The sequence below is a fragment of the Chryseobacterium indologenes genome (genome assembly GCA_016025055.1).
GTDB classification, from domain to species: domain Bacteria; phylum Bacteroidota; class Bacteroidia; order Flavobacteriales; family Weeksellaceae; genus Chryseobacterium; species Chryseobacterium indologenes.
In genome coordinates this window covers 2382005-2403078 of record CP065590.1, presented here as the reverse complement: position 1 = coordinate 2403078, position 21074 = coordinate 2382005, and the positions used below count along the sequence as shown (strand labels likewise).

Annotated in this window: 18 protein-coding genes, 1 tRNA gene and 1 pseudogene; 12 read left to right on the top strand and 8 right to left on the bottom strand. The window is 36.2% G+C overall.

Translation table 11 applies throughout. The features are described 5' to 3' along the window. The first annotated feature begins 340 nt into the window (after nucleotides 1-340). The 8 genes from H3Z85_10975 to H3Z85_10940 all read left to right on the top strand — a co-directional run bounded on the left by H3Z85_10975 (nucleotide 341) and on the right by H3Z85_10940 (nucleotide 10688). Complete coding sequence (locus H3Z85_10975) at nucleotides 341-799, top strand: GtrA family protein (GenBank protein ID QPQ53781.1); 459 nt, start codon at nucleotides 341-343, stop codon at nucleotides 797-799. Nucleotides 800-802: 3 nt separating this feature from the next. Next, nucleotides 803-1531: a 1-acyl-sn-glycerol-3-phosphate acyltransferase gene (locus tag H3Z85_10970; protein QPQ53780.1), complete on the top strand. Its 729-nt coding sequence runs from the start codon at nucleotides 803-805 to the stop codon at nucleotides 1529-1531. 38 nt (nucleotides 1532-1569) lie between these two features. Next, complete coding sequence (locus H3Z85_10965; GenBank protein QPQ53779.1) at nucleotides 1570-3015, top strand: sugar MFS transporter; 1446 nt, start codon at nucleotides 1570-1572, stop codon at nucleotides 3013-3015. A gap of 90 nt (nucleotides 3016-3105) precedes the next feature. Beyond that, on the top strand, nucleotides 3106-4062 hold the full coding sequence (locus H3Z85_10960) for a DUF3810 domain-containing protein (GenBank protein ID QPQ53778.1): 957 nt from the start codon (nucleotides 3106-3108) through the stop codon (nucleotides 4060-4062). A 627-nt stretch (nucleotides 4063-4689) separates the two neighbouring features. After that, entirely contained in the window at nucleotides 4690-4908 is a 219-nt protein-coding gene (locus H3Z85_10955; GenBank protein ID QPQ53876.1) for a helix-turn-helix domain-containing protein, read from the top strand. A gap of 193 nt (nucleotides 4909-5101) precedes the next feature. Beyond that, nucleotides 5102-6619 (top strand): thioredoxin domain-containing protein, encoded by a 1518-nt coding sequence (locus tag H3Z85_10950; protein ID QPQ53777.1) that lies wholly within the window; start codon nucleotides 5102-5104, stop codon nucleotides 6617-6619. A 348-nt stretch (nucleotides 6620-6967) separates the two neighbouring features. Next, nucleotides 6968-9160, top strand: a complete 2193-nt coding sequence (locus H3Z85_10945) for a peptidase domain-containing ABC transporter (GenBank protein QPQ53776.1) — start codon at nucleotides 6968-6970, stop codon at nucleotides 9158-9160. Nucleotides 9161-9389: 229 nt separating this feature from the next. Next, nucleotides 9390-10688, top strand: coding sequence for an HlyD family efflux transporter periplasmic adaptor subunit (locus H3Z85_10940; GenBank protein QPQ53775.1), 1299 nt, complete (start codon nucleotides 9390-9392; stop codon nucleotides 10686-10688). 397 nt (nucleotides 10689-11085) lie between these two features. Here H3Z85_10940 and H3Z85_10935 read toward each other — a convergent pair. The 7 genes and pseudogenes from H3Z85_10935 to greA all read right to left on the bottom strand — a co-directional run bounded on the left by H3Z85_10935 (nucleotide 11086) and on the right by greA (nucleotide 17005). Next, a tRNA-Met gene (locus H3Z85_10935) sits at nucleotides 11086-11159 on the bottom strand. Nucleotides 11160-11203: 44 nt separating this feature from the next. Then, complete coding sequence (locus tag H3Z85_10930; protein QPQ53774.1) at nucleotides 11204-12496, bottom strand: TlpA family protein disulfide reductase; 1293 nt, start codon at nucleotides 12494-12496, stop codon at nucleotides 11204-11206. Between the two features lie 61 nt (nucleotides 12497-12557). After that, a complete protein-coding gene (locus tag H3Z85_10925) occupies nucleotides 12558-12779 on the bottom strand; it encodes a signal peptidase (GenBank protein QPQ53773.1) in 222 nt (73 codons plus the stop codon). A gap of 5 nt (nucleotides 12780-12784) precedes the next feature. Further along, a complete protein-coding gene (locus H3Z85_10920) occupies nucleotides 12785-14770 on the bottom strand; it encodes a T9SS type A sorting domain-containing protein (GenBank protein ID QPQ53772.1) in 1986 nt (661 codons plus the stop codon). Between the two features lie 78 nt (nucleotides 14771-14848). Further along, nucleotides 14849-16036 carry an ATP-dependent Clp protease ATP-binding subunit ClpX gene (gene clpX, locus H3Z85_10915; GenBank protein QPQ53771.1) on the bottom strand — a complete coding sequence of 396 codons (1188 nt, stop codon included), beginning with the start codon at nucleotides 16034-16036 and terminating at the stop codon, nucleotides 14849-14851. Between the two features lie 67 nt (nucleotides 16037-16103). Further along, a pseudogene (locus H3Z85_10910) lies at nucleotides 16104-16492 on the bottom strand (HIT family protein). Between the two features lie 42 nt (nucleotides 16493-16534). Then, entirely contained in the window at nucleotides 16535-17005 is a 471-nt protein-coding gene (greA, locus tag H3Z85_10905) for a transcription elongation factor GreA (protein ID QPQ53770.1), read from the bottom strand. A gap of 110 nt (nucleotides 17006-17115) precedes the next feature. Between greA and H3Z85_10900 the strand changes: the two genes are divergently transcribed. After that, nucleotides 17116-17574 (top strand): hypothetical protein, encoded by a 459-nt coding sequence (locus H3Z85_10900; GenBank protein ID QPQ53769.1) that lies wholly within the window; start codon nucleotides 17116-17118, stop codon nucleotides 17572-17574. Nucleotides 17575-17618: 44 nt separating this feature from the next. On the opposite strand, the gene H3Z85_10895 is transcribed toward H3Z85_10900, so the two are convergent. Next, nucleotides 17619-18452 (bottom strand): GLPGLI family protein, encoded by an 834-nt coding sequence (locus tag H3Z85_10895; GenBank protein QPQ53768.1) that lies wholly within the window; start codon nucleotides 18450-18452, stop codon nucleotides 17619-17621. 307 nt (nucleotides 18453-18759) lie between these two features. Between H3Z85_10895 and H3Z85_10890 the strand changes: the two genes are divergently transcribed. The 3 genes from H3Z85_10890 (at nucleotide 18760) to H3Z85_10880 (ending at nucleotide 20977) form a co-directional block, all read left to right on the top strand. Then, nucleotides 18760-19209, top strand: a complete 450-nt coding sequence (locus H3Z85_10890) for a D-tyrosyl-tRNA(Tyr) deacylase (protein ID QPQ53767.1) — start codon at nucleotides 18760-18762, stop codon at nucleotides 19207-19209. Nucleotides 19210-19347: 138 nt separating this feature from the next. Further along, nucleotides 19348-19815, top strand: a complete 468-nt coding sequence (locus H3Z85_10885; protein ID QPQ53766.1) for a hypothetical protein — start codon at nucleotides 19348-19350, stop codon at nucleotides 19813-19815. A gap of 28 nt (nucleotides 19816-19843) precedes the next feature. Next, nucleotides 19844-20977 (top strand): beta-lactamase family protein, encoded by a 1134-nt coding sequence (locus H3Z85_10880; protein QPQ53765.1) that lies wholly within the window; start codon nucleotides 19844-19846, stop codon nucleotides 20975-20977. Nucleotides 20978-21074 lie beyond the last annotated feature (97 nt).

Here is a 21074-nt window from a genome sequence, read left to right as displayed (position 1 = left end):
ATTGGATCATAAAATGTTGGAGTAGTATGCCTTCAACCGTGCATTACAAGATAGAAAAAACCATTAACACAAGGGTTTGAAAATGAATTTATTATCAGGTGTTGTTACATCATTCTGTGTATTAAAATTAGAAATTATTTTTATTAAAAAAAATATTTTAACAACTTTTTTCAGTGTTTAACATATAGTTATAAATTTGCATATTCATATGATGAAGCATCTCCTTCAGGAATGGGCATCCAGCATTATTTATTGCCCAGAAACGTAGGATCAGAAGGTATCTTTTCACAAAACATACTGATTGAAAGCATGATATGAATTTATTTTTTATATTAATTACATGAAAGAAATACTCTTACGCCAAAAACAGGTTTTGTTCTTCATCATTGCAGGAGGATTGAGCGCCATTGTAGAGATTGGCAGCTTCAAAATATTCAGCACTTATCTTCCACAGTTTCTTGCAAGAGAAACCAACTTTCATGGGGTACACTATCCTTTGAGTAATATTTTTTCTACGTCTTGCGGGATTATTACCAATTACTTTCTGAGCATCTGGTTTGTCTTTGAAAGAGGAAAGCATTCCAAGAAAAAAGAGTTTGTATATTTTATGGCCGTCTCTTTTGTATCGACTTTATTAAGTTTAAGTTTCTTCCAGGTATTTTATAGTTTTATATTTAAAGATAATATCAATTTATTTTTTTATACCTTGAGCCCGGAAATGATCAGCAAAATTGCAGCGATCTTATTGGTTTCCATTCTTAATTATTCGGTAAAAAAGAAAGTAATTTTTAACGGTTAAGCGGTGACAAAAATTTTAAATTATCTCTGGAGGTTCTGGCTGTTGGTGTTAGCATTTTTTCTGACTGTCATTTTGGGAATCCCGGTCTATATTTTATCCTTTAATAAAAAGCATTATAAATATGCTTATAAATTTATCCGTCTCTGGTGTTTCGGAATGTTTTACGGAATGGGTTTCCGATATGACCTCATTAAGTTATCCGGACAAAAACTGGATAAAAGCAAACCTTATGTTTTTATATCCAACCATACCTCCATCATGGATATCATGCTGGTCTGCATCCTGTCTCCACACCATCCTATTTGTTTTGTAGGCAAAAAAGAACTTGTAAAGATTCCTATTTTTGGAACTATATATAAAAGAATCTGTGTAATGGTCGACAGAGCAAGTGCAAGAAGCCGTGCCGATGTATACCGGAGATGTGCTGAGAAAATGGAAGAAGGTAACAGTATTGCCATATTTCCTGAAGGAGGCGTTCCGGATGATACTTCCATTATTCTGGATGATTTCAAGGATGGGGCATTTATTTTATCTTCAAAACACAACTCCCCTATTGCAGTTCATACTTTTATAGGATTAAAAAAAATGTTTCCTTTTGACAACTCTCAGGGCTATCCCGGAAGAGTAAAGGTATATTTTAATGGTATCATAGATCCTACACCAGTCTCAAAGGACTCAAAATCAGATTCTTTCGAAGAAATAAAAAAAACACTCATTAAGTATTCCGTATAAAGGAAATAAGTATATTTGTTGTGAAATCTTTAATAAATATGTCAAATTATTCTAAACAAACCAATTGGGCACAATTCATTCCATTGGTTACTGTATTCTTCTTCTGGGGATTTGTAGCTGCCAGCAATGATATTCTGATCCCGGTATTTCAAAAAGCCTTCCACTTAACGCAAACTGAAAGTATGCTCGTACAAATCTGCTTTTATGTTGCTTATACCGTAGGATCTTTAATTTATATGATTATCTCGAAAGGCCTTCAACAGGATTTAATCAATAAAATAGGGTATAAAAACGGGCTTATCCTGGGACTTCTAATCTCTGCTGCAGGAACTCTATTATTTTATCCAGCAGCAAATCTGGGGTCTTTCCCTCTGATGATCTCCGGACTGTTTATTGTAGGTTTAGGTTTTTCTTTACAACAGATTGTTGCCAATCCGTTGGCCATTGAAGTGGGCCCAAAGGAAACAGGATCACAGAGATTAACAATGGCCGGGGGAATCAACAATCTTGGAACGACAATCGGACCGCTTATTGTTGCATTTGCTATTTTCGGTTCCGCTTCTGCTGCCAATACGGAAGCAAGCATTGAAAGTGTAAAAATCCCTTACCTGATTTTAGGAGTAGCTTTTGTTTTAGTGGCTATCATGCTGAAATTCTCATCTCTTCCTACAGTAACTCCAACCAATACTGAAGATACTGACGACGCTACCCCGGGAGAGCACAGAAGTTCGGCATTCCAATATCCTCAATTGGTGATGGGAATGATTGCCATTTTTGTTTATGTGGGTGTAGAAGTTTCTACTGCCAGTAACCTGCCAGCTTATATGGAAAAAAACCTTGGTTTTGAAACCAAAGATGTGGCTCCCTATGTTTCATTATACTGGGCATCACTCATGATTGGTCGTTGGACAGGTGCGGTAGAGGCATTTGACGTGAACGCAGGATTTAAAAAAATATTAAGATTCCTTGCTCCTTACCTTGCATTTGGTGTATTCTTATTGGTCAATGCGATTGCTAAGCATGACCTGTCTCCTTTTTATGTATATGGATTTGTTATCATTGCTATGATCATTTGTGATATCATGAGTAAGGGAAACCCTGCAAGAATGCTTTTAATTTTTTCAGTAGCGGGAATTGCTGCCTTACTTATCGGTATGTTTACTACAGGAATGGTTTCCGTATACGCTTTTACCAGTGTAGGTCTGTTCTGTTCTACCCTATGGCCGTGTATTTTCGCCTTGGCTATTAATGGTCTTGGAAAACACACCAATCAGGGATCCGGTTATCTGATCATGATGATTATGGGTGGAGGAATTGTAAGTCTTATTCAGGGATATGTAGCAGATATAACAAATATTCACTTTAGCTATATCATCGGTGTTATTTGTTTTGCTTATCTTGCATTCTATGCAATCCGGGTAACGGGAATTCTAAAGGCCCAGGGTATCAATCTGGATCAAATATCTAAAGGTGATGGTCATTAATTTTACAAAAATACTATATAAAAAAGAAGTTGGGCAGGTATATTACTTGCCCAATTTCTTTTGTTTTATTTTTTCTCAAAATCTGTATTCATGATTTCTTTTTTTGAAAAATTCTTTGAATTTCAGAAAAAATCACATCAGGTTTTATTCAGCTGGATTCCTTTTTCTGCGGGAGACGTGCTCTACATTATGCTGGGAGGAGCAATACTCTACCTCTTTATCCGTTTGTTTAAAAAAGAGAAAAGAGCTGCCTCCATGCTAAAGATGCTCATCATCCTCAATGTCTTCTATTTTATCTATCAGGTGTTCTGGGGAATGCTTTATTTTCAGACCCCTATTATTAAAAAGCTTTCCAGCCAGGAAAAGCCGGAAACAGAAAAGGCAAAAAAATTGGCTTTACGCTATCTTGAAAAATGCAAAACAACCAGACAATCCGTGCATGAAGATCACCGCGGGGTATTTATCATCCGTGATCTGAAATCTGTACAACAGGAAATCCTTCTGCAGCAGACCAGATTACCCAGGAATATTTCGGATAAAAAAGCTTCACAGGTTTTGAGTATGAAGCCTAGTATATTCAAGTATGTGATGAGTTTTACGGGTATTCTCGGTTATTATAATCCTTTTACTGCTGAAGCACAATACAATTCGGAATTGCCGTCTACTTTTATCCCTTTTACTACCGCTCATGAAAGTTCTCATCAGCTTGGCTTTGCCAGAGAGCAGGAAGCTAATTTTGTGGGGTATTTGATAGGAGTAAATTCCGGCAATACGGATTTGAAATACAGTACAGAATATTTTACGTTAAAAAGCCTTTTAAGGTTTATAAGTGATAAGGATCCAAAGTTTGTAAAATCTGTTCTTGACAATTACTCTCCCGCTATGAAAAGAGACAGAGCTTATGAAAAAAAATTCATCTTTACCCATCAGGGGTGGTTGGATGATTTCTTTGGATATACTAATAATCTGTTTCTTAAGACCAACCAACAAGAGGGTGCTGTCACCTATTCGTACTTTATTGATCTCCTTTTAAACTACGAAAAATAAACAAAAAAAGAATCGTATCAGGCGATACGATTCTAAAAACACAAATGATGAAAAAAAATTTATTACCTTGACTTGTTCCCTCATTCAAGGCGATGTAAAAGTACGACATATTTTATAAATACAAAAACATTTCTTTTCTTTTTTAAAACTTTATGAAAACTTTATGATTTTTTAAGTTTTTTTGAGTTCAGCTCATGATAACACTAATCATAGTAACCTCTTATATCTTTCATAAAAACATCATTAAAAGTGGACAGAGGGTACAAAAACACTAAAATTTTAAACATTTGTTTGATAAATAAATATTCCAGTTATTTTACTTTTTGATTACATAAAAAATTAGAGTTATTCCTTTATAATTGAACATATCTCTAAAATTCGCGACTAAGTTCGAGGAACTTTTAATCCTTCGAACAGACATTTTTATAAAGATAGTAATGAGGTAATGATCTGTCATCATATGATTAAAATTCTCAGATTGGCTGCCACGTATTCTCCTCACTTACATAACGAATGCGTATTTTTATTATGTATTTACAAAATAATGAAGTCCCTACCTCTATTTATATTTGAATTCAAAGAACTTTTCTTAAAAAGGAATTACACTAGCCAGTTTAGCAAAAAAATATAAAAACAAACACAAATTACTTATCAGAAACAATCAATACTCATAAGGGAAAAAACTTCGCTACCTATCTTAATGATCTTAGAATTGATTTTGCTTTAAATAGATTGATAAAAGATAAAAAATTTCGGGCTTACAAGGTACCGGTAATTGCTGAGGAATTGGGTTATAATAACGCACAGGCCTTTTCTTTGGCTTTTAAGAAAAAAAACGGGTACTAGCCTTTCTATAGATACTAAGCAGATTGAAAAATCCTTCAACACATAAATTAATAAGCTCAAAAACTCATCATTCATAAAAATAAAATATTGAAATTCAAACCAAATCTACCAACATCCTGTTATATCTCACCAATAACAGAAAATTTTTTTTGTATATTTAAAACATCTGTGTATTTTAGATAAAAATATTAATATGATTTTTGACAAACTAATACACTATCTGAAACTTGACAAACAGGAATTTATTTTCCAGTTTAATTCTCACCCCAATTACCCATCAGCACTGGCTTTCAGCGATACTTTAAATTTCCTTGGAGTAAAGAATGATGCCTATGAACTTGATAAGGAATATTGGGATGAACTTCCGGAAGAGTTTATTGCTATTGTTGAAAATTCCTTTTCATTAGTAAAAAAATCAGGAAATACCTACTCCGTATATTCAGAGAAAGCAAAAACACTGAATAAGGAAGAACTTTATAAAAAATCTACGGATTTTGTACTTTTATTTGAAAAAACTGAAAATGCTGAGAATAAACTGGCGTTCAATTTCAAGCCAATTCTTTACGCAGTATTTGCCATTATTGTCGTTTATTCATTTTTGAGCCAAAGCTTATATGAAGCTATCTTCAATCTTTTATCATTGGCTGGTGTATATATTTCCCTTGAGATTTTTAATCAGAAATTTGGAAATGTTTCTACCGTTATCGGAAGTATTTGCGGTGGCGGAGGTGCTGCTGCCAGCCAAACCACCAATTCGTGTGATAAAATTATCAAGCAGGATAAAACCAGTATTTTAGGCTTAAAGTTTGCAGATTTTTCACTGATCTATTTCATTGGTCTTACGATATTGGGATTATTCTTACCGACAACCTCTTATATTGTAAAGGGATTTACATTTGTTTCCCTGTTAGCCATTGGATATTCTTTATACATTCAGGCTTTCGTGGAAAAGGCTTTTTGTAGAATCTGTCTCTTAATCATTTCCATTTTAGTTGCGCAGCTGATCATCAGTAGTATCTTTTTCCAAAATTCACCATTTGGAATCGGAGTGCTTTTGCTCACTCTTATTCTTTGGGTGATTATTTTCTCTGCGGTACTCTATTTCAGTACACTTCTGGAGCAAAAAGAAACCCTGCAAAAATCCAATGCAAAAAATCTCAGATTCAAAAGAAATTATGAGCTGTTCAAAAGTCAATTACTGACCACTGAAAAAATAGAATTTCAGGATACCCATACATTTTCGGTAGGAAAAAAAGATTCAAATTTACGCATCTCCATTGTTTCAAATCCTTACTGCGGGTTCTGTAAAGACGCTCACAAATTGGTAGAATCTATTTTAGAAAAATATCCTGATGGTGTTTCTTTGCAGATGAGATTCAATTACACACCGGACAGGGCCAACGAAAAATATACTCGGTTAATCTCCGACCTTACCTATATTTACAACAATAAGCCGGAAAAAGACTTCCTACACGCTATCGAGCAATGGTTTGAAACAAAAGATGAAAGTAAAATCAACACATTGTCCGGAGGTGTTCCAACCTCGGAAAACTTACATCCAATTATTGAAATGTCAAATCAAAACAGTGAAGCTGGCTTAAACTTTACTCCTATTCTCATCATCAACGGCTATCAGTTCCCGGACAAATATGATCGTGAAGATATTGTCTATTTTATTGATGAATTGATAGAGGATGAAGACTTCCAGTAAATAAATATCCCTGATATAAAATTTTCACTATCTTAGGAAAAGTAAAAGCGACATCCGAAAAGCTATAAAAGAGTAGGAAAAAACGAAAAACTATTGATCATGAAAAACCTTAAACAACTTTCGAGAGAAAACTTAAGAACTCTGCAGGGAGGAATTACCGAGGAGTGTGCCCGAATCCAAAGTGAAGCAAGCTACTGTGAATCTAAAATAAATCCTCCAAAAGAAGGAGCAATAAACGCTTGTAATAAATGGTGTTATTACTAATCCACCGTTGAACTGAATTGTAACATTGAATAAAAGTAAAAATGTCGTCATCTTTCTGACGACATTTTATAATGAATATTAGTTTTGAAGAAATTTCCTTTTTATAAGCAACCAGACACTAAAGACTGTGGGCCTACCTGCCTTAGAATCGTAAGTAAATATTATGGCAGAAGCATATCCTTGCAACAAATCCGTAACCTTTCTGAGACCACTCGTGAGGGAAGCAGCCTTCTTGGGCTGAGTGATGCTGCCGAAAACCTGGGATTCCGTTCTATGGGAGTCCAGATCGACTTTAATACCCTTGTAGAAGAAGTGCCCTTTCCATGTATCGCACACTGGAATAAAAATCATTTTGTTGTTGTTTATAAGATTGACAAAAATAACAAAGTATATGTATCAGATCCCAGCTACGGGCTGATCACCTACACCCGCGATGAGTTTATCCAATTCTGGATCGGCGAAAATGCCAATGAAAATACAGAAGAAGGAATTGTTCTGATTCTGGAAACTACCCCTGCATTTTTCCAGACTGAGTTTGATACAGATCAAAGCAAAGCCAGCTTCACATTTCTATCCAAATACCTGCTTAAATATAAGACACTTGTTATACAGCTGGCAGTCGGGCTTTTGGGAGGAAGTTTACTCTCACTGATCTTTCCGTTTCTTACCCAGAGTATAGTAGACGTCGGAATACAAAATCAGGATATCAACTTTATCTACATGGTTTTGCTTGCGCAGATCATGCTGTTTCTTGGCAGAATGGGAATAGAAGTGATCCGAAGCTGGATCCTCCTCCACTTATCTGCAAGGATAAATATTTCCATCATATCAGATTTCTTTATCAAGCTGATGAAACTTCCTATAAGCTTTTTTGATACAAGGATGACAGGAGATATCATGCAGAGGATCAATGACCACCACCGAATAGAGCAACTCCTTACCAGTTCATCACTGAACACACTATTCTCTCTCGTAAACCTTATCATTTTCAGTATTGTTTTACTATTCTATGATTACAGGCTATTCATTGTATATCTTGTCGGAGCTGTATTGTATATCGGATGGATTAGCTTTTTCCTGAAAAAAAGAAAAGAACTTGATTATAAAAGGTTCTCCCAGGTTTCGCAGGAACAAAGTAAAGTGATTGAACTGATCAACGGTATGCAGGAGATCAAAATGCATAATGCCGAAAAACAAAAGAGATGGGATTGGGAGTTTCTTCAGGTGAAATTATTTAAAATCAGAATAAAATCTCTATCGTTAGAGCAATGGCAATCCGTAGGAGGAAACTTCATCAATCAGATGAAAGATATTCTTGTAAGCTTCCTTTCTGCCAAATTGGTCCTTAGCGGAAATCTTACCCTGGGGATGATGCTTTCGGTACAGTATATTATCGGACAGCTGAACAGCCCTCTCCTGCAGCTTATCGACTTTATAAAACAAACTCAGGATGCCAAAATTTCCCTTGAAAGATTAGGTGAAATTCACGATAAGGAAGATGAAGAGGATAAAAACGAACAATACGCTACAGAAATTCCCCAAAGAGATATTGAGATCTCCAATATGTCTTTCAGATACATAGGTTCTGATGTTCCGGTTTTTGAAAACTTAAGCCTTAGCATACCCTATCAAAAAACAACAGCAATTGTAGGAGCCAGTGGAAGCGGAAAAACCACACTGCTAAAGCTGTTGATGAAATTCTATGATCCGGATCAGGGTGAAATCAGAATCGGAAATACCAGTCTGAAAAATATTTCCCCAAGATACTGGAGGGATCATTGCGGAGTGGTAATGCAGGAAGGCTACGTCTTTAATGACACGATTGCCAATAATATTGCTGTCGGTGAAGATCATATCGATAAGAAAAAACTAAGGCGCGCCGTAGAAATTGCCAATATTAAAGAATTTATAGAAGGGCTTCCGTTAAGCTATAATACAAAGATCGGGAATGAAGGAGTTGGCGTAAGTGGAGGCCAGAAACAGCGTTTGTTTATCGCCAGGGCCGTATACAAATCTCCCGAATATATTCTGTTTGATGAAGCAACTTCCGCATTGGATGCCAATAATGAAAAGGTTATTATGGAAAACCTTGAACAGTTCTTTAGGGGTAAAACGGCAGTGGTTATTGCCCACAGACTTTCAACCGTAAAACATGCTGATAAAATCATAGTATTAGATAATGGGAAAGTCGTAGAAGAAGGTAGCCACGCAGAATTGGTAGACCTAAGGGGAGAATATTACAGGTTGGTAAGAAATCAGCTTGAATTAGGAAATTAATATCCACGAATATGAAGACAGCGGAATCCGAAAAGCTTACAGAGTAGGAAAACTAAAAAGCTATTAATATGAAAAATCTGAGAAAACTTTTAGACCTGATTTCCGTTAATAGCTGGGCGGTGTGTCCACAAAGAAATTGTTGTGGGCCCTGGTGTCATGGTACAGCAGAAACTCCCCATTTATTTAATTATATTTCCTCCGAAACATCGGAGAATTTTATCTTATAAAAATGAAAGAAGACGTTTTAGATAATATTGAACTCCGCTCAGAAAGCGTACAAGATATCTTAACCCAGCCTCCGCATTGGATGATACGCTGGGGCAATACGGTTATATTTGTTATTCTCCTGCTCATCCTTGTTATGAGTTATATAATAAAATACCCTGAGTTTGTACCGGCTCCCATTATTGTAACCTCTCAGAATCCTCCGGAAAAAATGGAGGCAAGAATCAGTTCCAAAATTGAAAAGATATTCATTAAAGATCACCAGGAGGTCAAAAAAAATGAAGTTTTGATGGTTATGCAATCTGCTGCCAACTATAAAGATGTATTAGAGCTTAAAAAACTGGTTGATTCAATTGCTCCCAACCAGATAGCTTCCTTCCCTTTAGCCCAGGCATCAAGGTTTAAACTTGGTGAATTACAGGGAGATTACAACAGCTTTGCAAAGGCGTTTCAGGATGAAGCCCTGTTTACCCGTTTACAGCCTTATGCTCCGGAAAACCTGGCCGCCAACAACAGTATTTCTGAATACAGAACAAGAATTACAACTTTAAAACAACAGAAAAATCTGGAGTTGGCCAAGTATGACCTAACCAAGAAAAGTTTCCAGAGGTCACAGGAACTCTTTAATCAGGGGGTCATCTCTTCTATGGAACTTGAAAATGAAAAAATCAAATATCTTCAGGCCCAGCAAAACCTTGAAAATATTAATATTTCCATATCACAAACAGAAGAAGGTATTTCCAATCTTAATAAAACAAAAAGCGGAACAGCCATTAATACTGAAAAAGATAAAATCACCTACTCTTCACAAACACTACAGCTATTTGAGCAGCTTCGAAAATCTCTGAAGCAATGGGAGCAGAATTACCTTGTTATTTCATCAACCGATGGGGTAGCCAGCTTTCAGCAGTTTTTCGGCGAAAATCAATTCGTAAAAGTGGGAGAACCGATCTTATCTATCTTACCTAAAAATAAAGAGAAGCTGGTTGGCAGAATGTCTGTACCTACAGTTAACTCCGGAAAAATCATTCCGGGAGAGAAGGTATTGATTAAATTGGATAACTACCGTTTTCAGGAATATGGGATTATTGAGGGTAAGGTACAGAATATATCGCTGATTCCTGATGATAAAGGAAATTACTATGTAGATGTAGTATTACCAAAAGGATTAAAAACAAGCTATAATAAGACCCTTATTTTCGATAAAGAACTTCGGGGAAGTGCAGAGATCGTGACGCAGGATTTAAGGCTTATTGAGAGGTTTTTCTATCAAATCAGAAAGCTCCTCGGATACCAATCCTGATTATGCATCGGATAAAACAAAAAATGCCATTTTCACAAGCTGTGAAAATGGCATTTCCTTTTTGTACTTATATATTCTTATCCTCCATTATTTTCCCATAAAATTTCTCCTGAACTTATTCTTTGTGAGCGCATGTATATCCACAAAGATTCATCAGCTACTTGATGGCTTTCTTCCCCTCTTACAGGAATCACATTTGTTTTGTGTTTTGTAAAACTTCAGATTGCAACTCACAGTGTAAAAAGACGAAACTTTTTATTTGCAGATTAACCAAACTTTTTGTGCAGCCCCCGACTTCTGTACCTGATCCCTGAAATCTCAGTAAAATGATAAAAGGGAGACGACCTATTGTAAAATAAAAACCGCAATCATTATAAACAATGACTGCGGTTTTTTGTAGCGAAGACGGGAATTGAACCCGTGACCTCAGGGTTATGAATCCTGCGCTCTAACCGACTGAGCTACCTCGCCTTTTCGGTGGTGCAAATATAGAAAATATATTTTATCTACCAAAATTATTTTAGCTTAAAATATTCTAAAACATCGCCAACATGCTCTGGTTTATTGATTATCTTATTGTTAGCATCTAAAATAAAATAGGTCGGAGTAGCGTGTACATTGTAAGTTTCAGTATAGCTACTGTTCCATCCTCTCAATTCTGAATCATTCACCCATGGGAAAGCAGCTATTTTCTTAGTGTATGAATTTTTATCAACATCTAAAGAAAGCGCTACAACCTGAATATTTTTTCCCTTTAACTCGTTATATTTTTCCAAAAGCTTGGGAAGCTCGGTTTCACAGTGCGAACAGGTAGATGACCAGAAAACAACCACCTTCTTATCTGCCTTTACATCATAAAGTGATTTTGCAGTCGTATTTACAGGAGACTGGAACTTATAGTTTGGAAAAGCTGCCCCCATTTCTACATTAGCATTAGATTTGATGGTAGAAGCCAGTCTGTCGGTAATGGTACACTTGAGGTTTTTAGCAAGCCCCAGATATTTACTTTTAAACTCATCCATCTGATAGACGTCAAAAATGTCGATCAGTTCCGATAAAACAGTCTGGCCTCTTGGAGTTTCCACCTTCAGACGATCAAGAAGCTTATCTACAGAACCGGTGACGTTTGTATTACCGCCTGAGTTAAGATATGCGACCAATACCGGTCTCAATAAGGATGATGTTTCCAGCATATCATTAGACTTATCCAGGAAATTGATTATCTCGTCCTGGCTGGGTTTTTTAGCAGGATCTGACGGATTAGAAAGGAACTTACTGTAGTTGGTATTATAATATGAGATAAACGGATGTTTTGCCGCATCAATGGCACCAGAGTTACCCGAAAGTCTTTCAATCTCGGTTTTCAATGCTTTTCCGAAGTCTGTATTATCTTTGTAATATTCTTTGATCTGGCTCAGAGCAGGAAGAATAAGCTCTTTCTTTTGAGAACCTTCCTGTTGTTTACTCATCAGCTCATTGGCTTCATCAAGGTAAATAATATCTTTTACTTTATTATTCTGAACATCCAGCTTCAAGCTGACATTTTTATTTTCAGAAATAAAGTTCACGGTATTGTTGGAACCCGGAAAATACACTTTCATCATCCCCATATAATTATTGGGATACTTGAATGTCCAGGTGTTATTTTTACTTTGTTCTTTGGTAACAACAACATCTTTAGAACCGTTTAATGTATATAGAATAGCGTCCTGATCTTTAAAGTCTGCAGGAGCCTGAATAGTAACTGAAAATTGAGCCTGCAAAGCAAATGCAGCTAAAACTGCAGATAGTGTATAAATCTTTTTCATAAAGTAAAAATAAAAAAACTCCCTGACTAATCAGAGAGTTTAATATTATTTTAATAAAATTTTATGCTTTTACGCTTTTATACTTCTTGGTAAAGAATACAATGAATGCAATAGCTACGAGAGAAAGTACATATACATACATATCGATTGGTGCAGCTGGGTCTCCCCCTCCTGTACCGTGACCTCCTGTACCTCCGCCTCCTCCCGGTACCGGTGGTGCAGCCTGTACGAATACTACAGCAAGAAGAAAAATTGCGGATACTAGTTTATTAATAGTTTTCATATTGTTTATTTTAAGATTTTAGTGTTAACAGTTTCTCCTTTATCAGAGACAATTTTTACAACGTAAGAGTTTTTAACAGAGCTATCGAGCTCAATTACAAAATCTCTGGATGCATCAACCGCCTTTTTGGAGATTACCAGTTTACCGCTCATATCATAAACTTCAATATCTGCTTTTTTCCAGTTTGGATCAAATCTGACAATATAGTTTGTAATTGCCGGATTGTAAACCACCGCTGTTCTTGAAGGTCTTGCTTCTTTTTTATCAATTGCTAACGTACCGTTATTAGGCTCTCCGTAGTATAAATTATACTCCTCATGAGTTACAGGAACAATATCTCCTTGTTTAGCCTGCTGTACAGTTCCGTTTTCAGCTTTGAAATAGAATCCTATACCGGCAGAAAGCTGGTGTGCTCCTGCAGGAATTGGTTCAGCATTTTCTTTTATTTCAAACTTGTAATACTTGATCTTAGTCTGATCATAATTTACAAGCATTACATTTTTACCTTGGAAATCACTTTCATTGGCTTCATTGATATATAACCAATACTGACCAGTATAGTTATTATCATATCCTCCGTTCACCGCTTCTTCAAAAGTTCCGATTAGGTTCATTGGAGTCGCAGCAGCCTGTACAGTACTGGCAATAGAAGTCTGGTGACCAGTAGCTGAAGTAGGAGTAACTACATAGTAAGTTCTTGCAATTTCGTTTTTATTAGCATCAAGACCAATAACCCCTAGTTGCTTTACAGTTCCTCTGTCTGTCTTGCTTCCTCCATTGCTCATCTTTGCAGCATTAACGTTATAATCAACTCCGTTTGCTCTAACAACATCTTTGAATCTTCTAAGCGTGTTGAAGTTTAAAGTTTGAGCTGTATTATCCCTAAGCTTGATAATAAATGGCTGCATTGGCTTGATGATCAATCCTGTATCTCCTACCGGAACACCATTCAAAGCAAACGTCTGAATCTGGGCCCCTGTGGTATAAGTTGCAGAAGAACCACCTGAATTTTGAGTAACTACATTACCTGAGGTGTATTCAATACCCATAATGTTGGTAATGTTATTCCCGTCTGTAATTGTTCCGTTCTCAATATACCCGATTTTAGATAAATCTAAATTGGTTAAGAATGGATTACCGAACTGGTAAATATTTTTACCGTAAGTTCCTGTCCAAGAACCATTAGGAAGGTCAAACTGATCCTGGATATAGGTATAGTAATATTCCTGATAAGAGTTTTTGTAAGTTCCGTTAGGTCCAAAATTTACATTTCCTGCGTTTTGTAAGTTAACAGGAGCTGCAAATTCTGCATACGGCTTTCCTGTAAGAGTAAATACATTACCCGTTGCAGGAGCACTTAAGTTCAGGTTGTTATTTCTAGACCCTAACATATAGTATCCGGAACCGTCAGATGTCGTATTGGCAAGGTTGGTAAAATGGTCAGACACAGCACTTGTGTTATTCCATTTTAAGATCAAATCATTATTTACAGAATTGGCATTGTTTACACTTCTGGTAGTTCCAAAAGTTTTGCCTAGTTCAGTAGATAATGAATTGAATGTTTTACCAAAGAAAGGAAGGGCAATTTGTTGGAAGTAGTTTCCGTCACCCTGTTTGTTAGTTCTGTATTCCTTACTTACAACACCAGTAATTCCGGCTTGGGATAAACCTTGAATATATAACTGGCCATAAGTAGAGGTTGCATAATTGGCGGGATCATTCAGCCTTACAATGATGTTTCCTCCGTCAGTTTTATCTGCACCGGATGCATCAATTGTTTTAAAGGCGTCTGTAGTTGATCCTACAACCATCATGTTTCCGTGTAGATCCAAAAGGCCATTACCTCTTGTTTGTACACCGCCACCGCTATACACTAGGGTGCCTTCGCTCACATACATATTAGCGTTAGTGTCTACATGACATAGAACATTCTGCGCCTGAACAGAATAGCTAACGGCTAAAAGACCTATAGCAAATAAACTTTTTCTCATTGTATAAATTATATTTGTGTGTTAATACAATCTTCACCCGCAAAGGTATTATTTTTTTCCAAAAAAAAAAAAAATATTTTATCTATTAATCAAAATATTATCTTCGGAAAGGATAATATTTTTCTCTTCTCCAATTGAAAACATATAGTCCTCCAGAACTTTTTCCGTAGTTCCTCTCAACCCTCTGGCTCCTAATCCCTTTTCAATTGTTTCTTCAACAATTTTTTCAATTGCCCCGTCGGTAATTACCAAATCTGTGCCATCCATCTTGAAAAGTTCAACAAATTGGTTCACGATTGAATTTTTTGGTTCCTTCATGATTCTTACCAGAGTCTCTTTCGTGAGTTTATCGAGGTAAGTAATGATCGGAAATCTTCCTAAAAGTTCGGGAATTAATCCGAAAGATCGAAGATCGACTGCATTAATATTTGTTAATACATATTCATCCTCATCTACTTTATTGATTTTTTCAGAGCTAAACCCAATGGCCTGCTTATTCATTCTTCTTTCGATGATCTCTTTGATCCCGTCAAAAGCCCCTCCTGCAATAAACAGGATATTCTGGGTATTCACCTGAATGTACTTTTGGTCCGGGTGTTTTCTGCCTCCCTGCGGCGGAACGTTTACAATACTTCCTTCCAGCAACTTCAGCAGCCCCTGTTGTACTCCTTCTCCGGAAACATCTCTGGTAATACTTGGATTATCTGATTTTCTTGCAATTTTATCGATCTCATCAATAAAGACAATTCCTTTTTCTGCTTTTTCCACATCATAATCTGCTACCATCAACAGTCTTGACAGGATACTTTCCACATCTTCTCCTACGTAACCTGCTTCTGTTAAAATAGTAGCATCAACGATACAGAAAGGAACATTCAGCTCTCTGGCAATTGTTTTCGCCAGCAAAGTTTTTCCTGTTCCGGTCTCCCCTATCATGATGATATTTGACTTTTCAAGCTCTACTTCTCTGTTTTCATCCTGGGCATGCAGCAATCTTTTGTAATGATTGTAAACAGCAATGGAAAGCTGCTTCTTTGCCTGATCTTGCCCGATCACGTACTGATCCAGGAATTCCTTGATCACTTTCGGCTTTTTAAGTTCTTCCATACTTTCTGCCGGAGCATATCCCGCTTTGGAAGCACCATCTTTTACAATAGCATGTGCCTGTTCTATACAATTTTCACAAATAAAACCGTTCTGCCCGGAAATCAGCATCTGTACTTCATTTCTTTTTCTACCGCAGAAAGAACACTGGTTTGAATTCATATGATATAATAATATGTATATGTTAAAGAAAATCGTAAAAAATTTCTTTTTTACGATTTTCTGTTGGTTAAGAATTAATAATTGAGTTTTGAATCTCTGTATATTCTTCGTTCGTTAATTTTAATCTTTCATTTCTGAAGTTCATGTCTTCCATCTTGTTTAAAGGAATCAGATGGATATGAGCATGGGGTACTTCAAGTCCTACTACCGCTACTCCTACTCTTACACATGGAATTGCAGTTTTGATCTTCTTGGCTACCTCTTGGGCAAATCCCCAAAGGTTTTTGTATTCTTCACTGTCAAGATCAAAAATCAGATCCACTTCTTTTTAGGAACTACCAGGGTATGTCCTTTCACCAGCGGCATTGCGTCTAAGAAAGCGATAAAATTTTCATCTTCTGCAATGGTATACGAGGGAATTTCGCCGTTGATAATTTTTGTGAATATAGTGCTCATTTATATAGAAGTTAGAGGTTAGAAATCTAAGATGATATCAGACTATAGTGTAATGTCTAATACTTCAAAAGAAAGTTTGTTTCCGTTGGGTAGAGTAATTTCTGCAGTTTCACCTACAGCTTTTCCCAGCAGTCCTTTTGCAATCGGAGTGTTTACAGAAATCTTTCCTGTTTTCAGGTCACTTTCGTTATCTGGTACCAATTTAAATACCTGCTCTTGTTTGGTAGCATTATTTTTAAGTTTCACAGTCGTTAAGATGGAAACTTTTGAAGTATCTAATTGGCTTTCGTCTATAATTTTAGAAGTAGAGATTACATCTTTCAGCTTGGAAATTCTCATTTCAAGCATTCCCTGAGCCTCTTTAGCCGCATCATATTCTGCATTTTCAGACAAATCTCCTTTGTCTCTTGCTTCTGCGATCTGCTGAGTAATTTTTGGTCTTTCCACAGTTTCCAACTGTTCCAGCTCAGCTTTCATTTTCTCCAGGCCCTCCTTTGTTACATAGCTTGCCATAATTTTCAAAATTTAGTTTTAGTATAAAAAAATAATCCGACATTTGCCGGACAATGTTTTACGTGTTATAATCGTTTAATTTTTACAAATATATAAAAATTTAAATTGAAATGAAAAAAACTTTTTCTATATTATCTATTTTCATCCTGTTGATTTCCAGTTCATTATACATAAACTCTTGCGGAAGCAGAGAAGATACCGTAAGCTGCTTTCCCAATAACCCGATCAACGTTACTTTGAATCTAAACCTTCCGGCTTACAATAATCTGAACTATGACAACGGCTGGGTGTATGTGAATGAGCAGCAATCGGGAACCCGAGGATTAATTATAGTTCGTGTAGGAAATGCATTCAAAGTATATGACAGGAATGCACCTCACATATGTCCGGATAACAACACGACTCTTGAGGTGAAAAATAATATTGCCATCATATGTCCGAAGGATAACAGCACATGGATTCTCAGAACCGGGCAACCGGAATCCGGTTCCAAAACCTCTCTTCCACCAAAGACTTATAACACCTATGATTTTGATCCTACAACCAAAGTTTTACATATTTATTACTAATAAAGTAAATAAAAAACCACAATACAATTATTGTGGTTTTTTATTTAGTCCGGGTATTTGACCGCTTTATCCAGCTCGATCGGATTATTGAACGACCTGATCTTTTCTCGCTCCCTTTTCTCTGCAGGTTTTAATTCATCCTTACTCAGCACCGTTCCGTCTTCAAGTAGTAGTTTTTTCCCTTCGGGAATGCTTAATCTGCCATTAAAAACATATTTAAAAGGATCTTTATAAATCTCTACCTTCAGTTGAGACAACTTCTTGTAATTGGTTGACACCGCTCCTTTGCTGTACTCATTCAAGGTGTAACTTTTATAGTTTGCTACAATTTTTTCACTTTTAACGAGCCGGAAAACATAATTCTTTTTAGAATCATACAATTCCACAATCAGACCTGGTAAACCATTGAATTTATAGGGGCCATACGAAAATGGAATTTCCTGGGTAAACCAGGCAGTCCAGGTTCTTCCCCCAAAGCACGTTTCAGCCTTTTGTACTCTGAGATCATTAATCACCTTTGTATCACTTGCCATCTTCCAGTCAAGATGTACCGGCTCCTCTACTTTGTAAAAATTGACGTCACCGATATATTCATAATTCTCGTATGAAGGAGCGTTCAATTTTTTTGTTAAAAATGAAGTTAATCTGAATCCCTTATAACCCTGTATTCCTGTCGTTTCAAATATAGAATCTCTTACGTAATACTGTCTGTTGTAATAAACGGCATTTTCTTTTGTTATTTCCAAATAATAATTCTCCTTATCGGTTTTACCGGAAATTGAATCTTTCTTATACTCCACTTCATAAATAAAACGGTCATTCTGGGCCGATAGCAAGTAGTGAAAGGTCAATAACAGTAAAATAAGCATTTTCTTCATGGTATGATATCGTTTTAATCTTTTATTTTTGTCAATATCTCTGATTTCAACATTGCGGGATCCAGGACAATTCTGCTCATATCCACTATGGAAATCACGATGCGCAATGATATGAATAAAAAACAGTATTTTTATCTATAAAACATATACAATGAAATAGGCATTTCTTAAAAACCAGGATAGCAATGGAGCTCACAATTCAGAAATGATTCTTTTGAATAATAAGATCAAATCATTATCAGTATTCTTAGTATTTTTGCTTCCATTCTTTTTATAAGAAAACACAAAATACATAGTACAATTAAAAATGAAGATCGTTATACAAAGAGTTTCGGAAGCTAATGTAAAAGTAGACGGAAAAATCGCAGGAGAAATCGGAAAAGGCTTAATGCTGCTGGTTGGTATTGATGAAAATGATGAAAAAGCAGATGCAGAATGGCTGGTTCAAAAGGTTTTAAATCTCAGGGTCTTTAGCGATGAAGACGGGAAACTGAATCTTTCCGTAAAAGATATTTCAGGAGAAATTCTGTGCATCAGCCAGTTTACCCTGATTGCCGATTATAAAAAGGGAAACCGCCCTTCATTCATCAAAGCGGCAAAACCTGATAAGGCTGTTCCTTTGTTTGATTATTTCAAAGAAGAACTAGCCAAATCAGGACTGAAAACAGCCAGCGGAATCTTCGGGGCAGATATGAAAGTATCCCTCATCAATGACGGTCCTGTAACCATTGTTATGGATTCAATTACCAAAAACTGATCGCAGGATAACAATGAGCAATAAAAATATTCTCCTTCTTTATGCTTTTATCAGCCTGGTTTTCCTTGCTGAAGTTGTTTTATCTTTAAACCAGTATAGCTTTTCCGGATATTACACGGATAAAATCATCAATTGGATGTGGCTCGCAATGACCTTATTGATCATCCTGAGGTTTTGGAGAAAAAAGTTGTCAAGGCATATTTTGCCGTTCTCATTTTCTCTGTTCTTTTGAGCATGTTACCTATGATGATTCCTTTTTTCGCTTTGGTCAATTACTTTTCAACATTGGATGATTATCAGCAGATACAACTTAACAAGATCTATAGAATTGAAAGAACGCGTCGGAATGTCCTGGATAAACCTAAAGTGTATATCTACAAAAACGAAGGCATTGTGGAAAAAGAAATATATAAAGTGCCCTATTTGGAGATTGTGGAAAAAGTTTTTCAGGATCATTTCACCAATGATATAGCGGGAGAAGCACAGCCCATTCAGAAGGCAAAACTGGTAAGCGTCGATAAAGACAGCCTAGGAATTGAATACGAAATCATGAATAAAAAAAATATCTTTTATCACAAAGATAAAAAAGAGGAATCAGAATTATAAAAAACATACAATCACAACTACAAAAACCATGTTTATTCATTTACAGTTACAGGCAAGACATTGTCTTTTACTCTTTCTCATTACAGCGTTTACTTGTTATGGACAAGACCGTGAACAACTTTTAAAGACAAAGCTTGACTCCGCTTTTTCACAGGTCTTTAATGAAAACAGTCCCGGAGGCAGTATCCTGATTCAACAGGGCAATAAGACACTCTATGAAAATTCATTTGGACTTGCAGACCTTACAACAAAAGAAAAATTCACGAGTAAAACAGTATCTAATGTTGGTTCTATTACAAAAACTTTTGTGTCTTATGGAATTCTGATTCTCCAGAATAAGAAAAAGCTCTCCATAGAAGATCATCTTCTGAAATTCTTCCCGGACTTCAAAAACAGGAAAGCAGTTGCAGATATCAGGCTCCGCCACCTCCTTACCCATACTTCCGGCCTTCCGGATCTCAGACAGGTTGCCAAAGACAGTATATTTTATCTTACGGCGAAGGACAAAGAAAATTTTGAGCCATTAAAATCTACCGATTCATTGGAATTTGAGCCCGGAACGAAATCAAATTACTCCAATCCTGCGTATAACGGACTTGCATTGATCATTGAAAAAACAAGCCATCAAAAATGGCAACAATTTATTGCAGAAAATATATTCAGACCTTCAGGGATGCAAAACACAACCATTACTGACGGTAGTTTCCCAGACAAAGGGGTAGCTCACGGATATGTTCTCAGGAATAATATCTATGAGGAATATGATTATGGTGAATGTCCTACTTTTGCAGCTGCCGGAAATGGCGGAGTCTGGAGTTCTGTTGAAGATTTAAAGAAATATATTTCAGCTCTTCAACAATGTAAATTTACAGACTGTCATACTATAAAAGAATCCCAAACCACATGGAAGCCTGCTAACTGGAAAAGTGATAAAATAGCCGATCATACCGGAACCTGGTTCGTTCATAATGGGTTTTATACGGGAATAAAAACAGAAGAAAAGGTAAAGGTTATCGAACACGCCGGGGATCAGGGAGGTTTTAAATCACATCTTCTTATCATTCCTGAGAAACAGATTTCTATTGTCTGGCTTACCAATAATAATGCGTTTATTACCGGACATATCCGAAGGATATTATTACAGTTAAAATATATCGAATAAAAAATTAAAAATGTCTCCCACATGTTGTGAGACATTTTTTTGCCCTTTACCGCAACATTTTTTCCGACGGAATTAATATGTATCCAAAAAAACATAC